This is a genomic window from Psychrobacter sp. FME13, assembly GCF_014861395.1.
Lineage (GTDB): Bacteria > Pseudomonadota > Gammaproteobacteria > Pseudomonadales > Moraxellaceae > Psychrobacter.
On the sequence record NZ_RRYV01000154.1, the window covers coordinates 1 to 7389 of the forward strand.

At 39.5% G+C, this 7389-nt stretch carries 10 protein-coding genes; 5 read left to right on the plus strand and 5 right to left on the minus strand.

Going from position 1 to position 7389, the window contains the following annotated elements:
* Nucleotides 1-66: 66 nt before the first annotated feature.
* Together EI164_RS13365 and EI164_RS13370 are read left to right on the plus strand one after the other, a co-directional pair.
* Entirely contained in the window at nt 67-264 is a 198-nt protein-coding gene (locus tag EI164_RS13365; RefSeq protein WP_087815170.1) for a hypothetical protein, read from the plus strand.
* Nucleotides 264-1937 (plus strand): MobA/MobL family protein, encoded by a 1674-nt coding sequence (locus tag EI164_RS13370; protein WP_192520440.1) that lies wholly within the window; start codon nt 264-266, stop codon nt 1935-1937. The genes EI164_RS13365 and EI164_RS13370 overlap by 1 nt, the downstream gene beginning before the upstream one ends.
* A 320-nt stretch (nt 1938-2257) precedes the next feature.
* Here the strand turns inward: EI164_RS13370 and EI164_RS13375 are convergent, their stop codons facing one another.
* Entirely contained in the window at nt 2258-3259 is a 1002-nt protein-coding gene (locus EI164_RS13375; protein WP_192520441.1) for a PAAR domain-containing protein, read from the minus strand.
* A 67-nt stretch (nt 3260-3326) separates the two neighbouring features.
* Here EI164_RS13375 and EI164_RS17340 point away from each other — a divergent pair, with 67 nt between their 5' ends.
* The 3 genes from EI164_RS17340 (at nt 3327) to EI164_RS13385 (ending at nt 4694) form a co-directional block, all read left to right on the plus strand.
* Nucleotides 3327-3458, plus strand: a complete 132-nt coding sequence (locus EI164_RS17340; protein ID WP_263972671.1) for a hypothetical protein — start codon at nt 3327-3329, stop codon at nt 3456-3458.
* 698 nt (nt 3459-4156) lie between these two features.
* A complete protein-coding gene (locus tag EI164_RS13380) occupies nt 4157-4414 on the plus strand; it encodes a type II toxin-antitoxin system RelB/DinJ family antitoxin (RefSeq protein ID WP_173240573.1) in 258 nt (85 codons plus the stop codon).
* Between the two features lie 10 nt (nt 4415-4424).
* Nucleotides 4425-4694: a type II toxin-antitoxin system YafQ family toxin gene (locus tag EI164_RS13385; protein WP_173240571.1), complete on the plus strand. Its 270-nt coding sequence runs from the start codon at nt 4425-4427 to the stop codon at nt 4692-4694.
* A gap of 31 nt (nt 4695-4725) precedes the next feature.
* Here the strand turns inward: EI164_RS13385 and EI164_RS13390 are convergent, their stop codons facing one another.
* From EI164_RS13390 to EI164_RS13405, 4 genes are all read right to left on the minus strand, one after another.
* A complete protein-coding gene (locus EI164_RS13390) occupies nt 4726-4926 on the minus strand; it encodes a hypothetical protein (protein WP_173240569.1) in 201 nt (66 codons plus the stop codon).
* Between the two features lie 22 nt (nt 4927-4948).
* Complete coding sequence (locus EI164_RS13395) at nt 4949-5266, minus strand: type IV secretion protein Rhs (protein WP_173240567.1); 318 nt, start codon at nt 5264-5266, stop codon at nt 4949-4951.
* A gap of 1382 nt (nt 5267-6648) precedes the next feature.
* Nucleotides 6649-6948 (minus strand): hypothetical protein, encoded by a 300-nt coding sequence (locus tag EI164_RS13400; protein WP_173240586.1) that lies wholly within the window; start codon nt 6946-6948, stop codon nt 6649-6651.
* Complete coding sequence (locus EI164_RS13405; protein ID WP_173240584.1) at nt 6938-7201, minus strand: hypothetical protein; 264 nt, start codon at nt 7199-7201, stop codon at nt 6938-6940. The genes EI164_RS13400 and EI164_RS13405 overlap by 11 nt, the downstream gene beginning before the upstream one ends.
* Nucleotides 7202-7389 lie beyond the last annotated feature (188 nt).

Genomic DNA, 7389 nt, shown 5'->3' on the forward strand with positions numbered 1-7389 from the left:
AGTCCTAAGAGCGTCCTGCGGAGCAAAAGCCAAAATGACCAAATTTCAAAAAAAGGAATAAGAATAATGAGTCTATTTGAAGCCTCAAGTTTTGAGAAGTACAAAGAGCTTGCAACCAGTGAACCGATCACGGTTGATCTAACCGCAGACCAACAAGCGGTCATATTAAAGACGAATGACTACGGTTTAAATGCCCTCACCGAGATTGAAGAACGGCTGTTATTAGGCATTATGTTCACCCTAAAAAATGAGATACATCCCTAATGGCAATCTATCACGCCACCACCAAGCCGATCAGTCGTAGCAGTGGCAGAAGTGCCACGGCATCGGCTGCTTATCGTGCTGGTACTGAAATCAAGGACGAGCGAACAGGGCTTACCCATGATTATAGTAAGCGTGGGGGCGTTCTTCTTGCCACTGTTTTTGATAAAGACGATAACGAAATTGATAGAAGCGAGCTGTGGAATTTAGCGGAACAAGCCGAGAAGCGCAAAGATGCTAGAACGGCTAGAGAGTGGATAGTTGCCATTCCTAGTGAATTGATGCCCGAGTATCCAGAACAATTAAGCGATGATGAAAGACGAAGTACTGAGCTACTGACTGATTACCAATTACGAAAAGAGTTTGCGGAGCATAACGCAAAAGATTTTTCAGGAACGCAAACCGCTTTAGATTTTGGAAAGATGCTATCTAAAAAATATGGCGTTGCGGTTGACGTAGCCATTCATGCTCCCGATGAAGAAGGCAGTAATAAAAATTATCATGCTCACATTATGACCACGACAAGAGAAGTCAGCTTGTCAGCTGATGGTCAAGTTGAGTTTGACGACAAAGCGACCATCGAGCTATCAAATACTAAGCGTAAGACGCTAGGGCTAGGCGCAACAAGCATCGAGATAAAAGAGCTTAGGGCAGAATGGGCTAAGATAGCCAACCAAGCCCTAGAGCATAACGGCTTTAATGAACGCATCGACCACCGCAGCTATGCCGAACGTGGCATCGAGCAGCTACCTACGCAAAAACTAGGGTGGAAAGCGTCAGCAATGGAGCGCAGAGGACTGGAAACAGACAGGGGCGACATTAACCGAGCTATCAACGCTGGTAATCTAAAAATAAAGGGTTTAGCGCTAGAAATTCGCATCGACACCAACAAGAGGGAAGAACAAAAACAAGCCTTAGAGTTTCAGCAGGGCATGGACGCACTCAGAGCCAAGCAACAAGCAGCCAAAGCCCTACAAGCTACCGATACCCCACCGTCACCGCCAAAGCCGCAAATAGAGGCTGATATTGCCCCTGTAATTGAAGGGCAGACTGTCAACGAAGCGTTAGATGTGCAGCAAGGCTTTGATAAAATGGTGGCACAGACTGCGGAGAAGATTAGGGCAAAGACCATAGAGCCATACAAGGCTGATATGACAAGGCTTGCGGCTGAACATAAAGCATTAAAAGATAATAATTCATGGCTAGGTAGGGGTAAACGTGAAAAGCAGATGAAAGAGCTAGCTAGTGAGTACAAAGGGATCAAGAGAGATTTTAATGCGACCAAAAAGCGTGATCTTACAATGGATGCTAAAAAAAATATCGAGCATACAGCCCCCCAAGCCCACGCCACGCATGAGCAAGCAAGGGAGACACTGAATTATCACGCATCGTTCAGATATGGGGCTACAGAAGCACAGGCAGGGCGACAGTACACAGGAGAGATAACCGCAGTGACTCGTCTTGGCGTTATGCAGAAGACCCCAACAGGCAGGAATGTTTACCATGACTTAGATAGCTTTGAGGAGTTGCCGAACGTGGGCGATAAAGTAAGGGTGACTTATAACAAGGATAACAAAGCAGAGCTTGTTACAGTAGATAGAGCAGAGTTGACAAGGCAGACACAGCAAGCAGAGCTAGAACGGCAACAGAGCCAAGGTATAGAGATTGATCGCTAAAAGAGACGGTTTTATATTAACCCCACATTCCCATAGAAGCGCTAACCATAAAAGATATCACTGTCATGAAGAGTGATAATAAAACGGACACAATTATGCAAAGAGCTCCAACAGGAGATGCTAAGACAATAACTTTTCTATAGAAGCCGAAATATAATAGAAAGTAAATAGGACTTAGAGCAACAATTATTATTGAAGGGATTAGCCCTATGTAATGGTAGATTGTACCAAACATAATGATGATAAATTCCATAAATTTGATAGCTGATAAACTCCTGTTATGAACGACTATAAATTAGTAAATAAAAAATCTTATAATACTACTTTTTAAACTCGTCAATTACTACTTGATCAACTCTTCCCCATGTATTAGCTCGAAGTAGAACATTAGGACCGCCTAACAGTCCAGATCCACCTCCCTCAGTTAATATATGTATATTACTTCCTTTTAGTATAACTCTTCGCTCAACAACTCCTGGATGTAACTTATGGTTTTCCAAAGTTTCATTTCTAACACCAATTTGATTTCCTGCACTGTCATAAAGGCCAGAAGATTGAATGCTATCCTCTCCCCATGGCCCAGGAATATCTGCGTTAGAAACGTTGTTTCTACCTGGTGAAATAGGTGTTTTTTGTTTTGGATACACGCCTTTTTTGTTTAAGAAATTCACTACGGATTTGATACTGCAATTAGGATCATGTATTGAACATACAGGCGGCGATATATAGTCATAAGCATGATTACCATCTTTAGTGAAATTCACATAGTCATTATTCCCTACAGGTTGTCTTCTATCTTCTATGCCTTGTAATCTAGCTCTCTCTCTCGCTGCAGAAGATCCTGGTATTTCATCTGTGCCATACATGCCAGGGCCTGCCCAAAGTCCACCCTCTTCCAATGCTTGTTCAGTAGACACGTCAACCCAAACCCACAAGTCATCATCAGACATTTCATCTTCAGAATCTTTATCGTCAGAAGCTGCAAGGCTTGCAAACAAACTTTCTGGATCAGATTTAGGAAACTGTATAGGCGCTGGTTGCTCAACGCCCATCACCTCAAAACCAGATTCACAGAACGACTGCTGAACCGCAATGAGCTTAGCACCGCAGCTGGTCACATCACCGGCACGGGCAATCGGTGCGCCATCAATGATAAACGAGGCATCCCCTGTCAAAATAGTCGTCACCTTTTTACATTTCTTACAGATGACTTTATCGCCTTTACGCGATATGGGAATACCGTTGTGAGTCGTGTGTGGTGAGCCACTAATCACCTTACCGCCATGAGTTGTCGTCGCGCCTACGGTGATATAAGCTGCCATAGTATCGTCCTAAATATACCTAAGACATAAATTCTAACATGATAGATGGACATAAGTTTATAAAACGGTGAGTAGTACCACTTATTCACTGAGTGAGGTGCTAGATTTGAACATGGTGCCAATAGCAGGTGACAAAGCAACTGCTAAGTTGTGGGCAGAAGAAATGGGGCTAAAAACGTGGCGTTATGTGAGACTGTAGAACGTAGCAAAAATAAGCCCAAAACATGCGCGTTTAGCACGACATAGAGTGTCATTGTTCGCATAAAGGTAGGTTATGGTAAATGGTTTTGAGGGTGGAAAGTCACCGGCATAAATGAGCCGAAATAGCTAAAAATCTTATCAAACTAAAAAGACCTTCAGGCTACCTGAAGGTCTTTTTTTGTCCTAACAACCTTGAAAGTGCGTCATCAGTTGTTAATGGAACACCCCCTAAATATCTGATTTTAACCGTGGATAATAGTTTTACCTGAACCGCATCATCTAACACGATTTATGGCTAATAACCATAATAAAACCAGACATAGGGAATAGCGCTAAAAACTTAATTCGACGCCTTGCTGATTTCTCACATAACTTAAATTATTAAAGGATTTACACATGAAAAACCTTAAAATACTATCTTTAATTTTAGATATTTTTGCCACAATAGTGGAGATCATATTGCTGATAGATATAACACCGTTTTTATAGAAAAGCACTTTGTATCAGCGGATACAAAGGAGATTATAAGAACGATAAGGAGTATGTATAGCAAGCAGAATGCGAGCATAGTAGACAGCGTGATTTAGGATTTGAACGCTAAAATAGATTCACCTAACCAAAAACATATGATACAATCGTTCTTGTAAAGATTTGGTCTTACATATTCTTTACTAAAAATAATAGAAGGTTAATAAAATGTCTACAAAGAATTTTAATATGCGTTTGGATACTGATACTAAAAAACAGTTAGATAACGTCCTAGCTAGCTATGGATTGACTACGCCTCAAGTTTTTAAGTTATTGGCAAACCAAATTGTTAAAACTCGAAAAGTGCCTTTGTCTTTTGACTGGGTTGAACCTAATATGGAAACTCAGAAGGCTATGCGTGAAGCTCTGAACAGAACAGATTTTACAGAAAGTTATACGCCTGAAGAGCTTCTCAGAACACTATAAGAGCCAAATGATGCGAAAGATAGTTACAGAGAACAAGTTTAAAAGAGATGCAAAAAAGTTAATTACCCATTTGATGACACCTGAATGGGCTGAAGCTATAAATTGCTTATGTAAAGACTTACCCTTACCTGAAAAGTATAGTGACCATGCTCTAGTAGGTGAGTGGAAGGATTTTAGAGACTGTCATATTAAACCTGACGTAGTACTAATATACTTGAAAAAAGATGATGATATTTTACAACTGGTAAGGCTAGGTAGTCATTCAGAACTATTTAGCTAACGCCTTCTACTTATTGGGCCAATACTCGATCTTAAAAGCCACTAGACCAGCACATTTTATCAACTTCGTATTCGTCAATGACGAAATCATCTGGATAATCTTTAAATCCTGGTTTTTCACTTAGAATACTAATGACTTTTTCAGCCTCTTCCTTAGAACTATAAACGCCTAGTAACTTCATTCTTTCAACTAAACCTTCTGCTGAGTGCTCTAGTACATAAACATTTTTCATTTTAACCTCTTTTTTAATTTATTTACTTAAATGATCTATCGCCAAATTTCTGTATTCTACTAAACTCAGTCGACGCACCCTTTTGATAATTATCAGTATTATATTGCTGACGTATAACTCTGTCAGCGAAAGTTTTCCCATCTTCATTAGGGCGTTTACATGGTCTATAAGCTCCTTGTTTTACCCAATCAGGTGCATCGGTAGCTCCTTCTTTACCTTTTTTAGAAGTATCTCGAACTTTATATTCATAACATTTAGGAAATACTTTAGTATTAGGTGCAGCGTAGGCTATAGAAGTAGTTAGAAAAGTAGCCAAAATAGCAGAAACTATTATTTTCATATCCATCCTTCTGGTAAATAATTATTTTAATTTGAAAACTAATAATTACCGATTAAGGTCTACTCTTATATGGTATTTAAGTAAGAATTGTTACCAAAATATTTTCTACATTATTTTTTATAAGATATACACACATAAAATACTTAGCGGATAATATACTTAAAAGTATGGTTTGTCTTTTTGAGGACAAGATTTAATTTAAGCTATGCTTAATAACGCACTCTAGCCCATTATTAAGGTCTGCTTACCCATCCCCAAAAAAATAAACGCCCCTAGCACTTGACGTAGTAGGGGCGTTTATCGTTTAATATTCGTTAATGGTTACAGACGTTTGACGACGACTGTAACGACCAAATAAGCATTCACAGTGCGTTATTTGACCAGCAATTAAGCCCATTAGGGCATATTCTAAGCCAAATCTAGGCTATTTTGCAATCAAATTACCCATATTACTACCGTAAATTACCAATTTTACCCAGTAAAACCGCTTATTTGCTCGTTACTCACGCCCCTCACGACTTGTAACTGTTCCCTTGTAATGGGTGGCAGGCATCAGTGACGACTGCATTGCATGGGTGACAGTAAGCTCTCGACAGGGGGTTCTAGACATATTGAGCAACGCAATGAGTGGTTATATTGTCTTTCGAAGCGGTACATTGGGTAGTAAGCCCTTGCTAGCATTAGAAAGCGTATAGCGGTTAAGAGCGTGTCTAGGCGGTGCTATCAGCCGTAATCTTAACAGGGTCAGCTTGATACAGTGATGACCTCCTGATGAGTGTCCCAAGTCGTGCCGAGGGCATGAGTGAGCACCGTCAAGGTAACAACACTAAAGGATTTGCAGTTTTTCAACTGTGAGTCCTTTAGGGTGAGTGTTCCCTGATTTCAGAACCCAGCCAAACCAAGAGCATAAGAACAACTTAGGCTCAGTCAAGTGTTATATAGCCCACTAGGCTATATAACATAAGAGATTGAAGAAAAATTTAAGTTAAGATAATAATAGCAAAAAAAAAAAAAAAGCACTCAATCAGCAGAGTGAGTGTCGAGATCGTTGATTAAAAAACTAAGGTGAAAAGATAAGTAAGCCTGAAACTTTGAAAATAAAGGGCTATAGCTTAAATGAACTTATTTTATTTTAAAGACAACTAATTTAAAAAAATGTTCATTATCTTGAAAAACTGGGCTGCGGCTTAAATTTTTAGCCAAAAAAAAACAAATTATATTCTTTAAAAGTAACCACTATTAGTAAGACTCCCCTTCCCCTGAATCCTTGAAAGTAAAGGGCTACAGCTTGAATTTCTAGCTAACTACAACATTTAATATTCTTAAAAAAAACAAATTATATTTAAAAAAACGTCAAAAAAAAGTGTTTTAGTTGGTCTAAATTAGTAAGCATCTGATGACCAGTAAATCGCTGATAGAGTGAATTGATCTGTCTCAGCATTTTTTATGTACGCCAAGCCTTTATTTTGAAGGTCTGCATGAAAACTGTTCATAGCATCCCCCCAAATTTCAGCATAGTTATTGGCTAGTTGGATCAATTCATCGCCAGTGAAGTTACCTCGATAGTCCACCTCACCATTTGAGGTATAAGATTCCATTCTATTGTCACGGTTGTTAGTCCATTCGGGAATTTTTATTCTGTCATTATTTCCCTTTGTCGAAATAAAATAATCATACGCCATGATTAAAACCCCTCTCAAAATCGCTTCTTAATTCGGTGATAACGTCCTCTAAGCGGTCTAAATCTGTTTTGCGTGTGATGTGCTTACTAATCAAGTTAAGCAGCTGCTCGGCTATCTGTGGGTCATCTTTAGCGAGGGACAACATCATGCCACCGATGATGACTTTTTGACCTGTCTCTAATTTTCTTTGTCTGGTCTTTAATCGGTTCAGCTCGTCTTGTTTGCGGGCTATCTTTTGTTCTATCGTTGGCATAATCTCACCTAGAAAAATTTATGGTCTGTGTTAGTATAACAGTGAATCGGAGTTGTTTCACTTGGCTGTCTTTTTAGACAAGTGCGCACTTACGACTTGTCTAACCCTTACACTTCGTTTCATGGTTTTGACAAGTCCTAAGAGCGTCCTGCGGAGCAAAAGCCAAAATGACCAAATTTCAAAAAAAG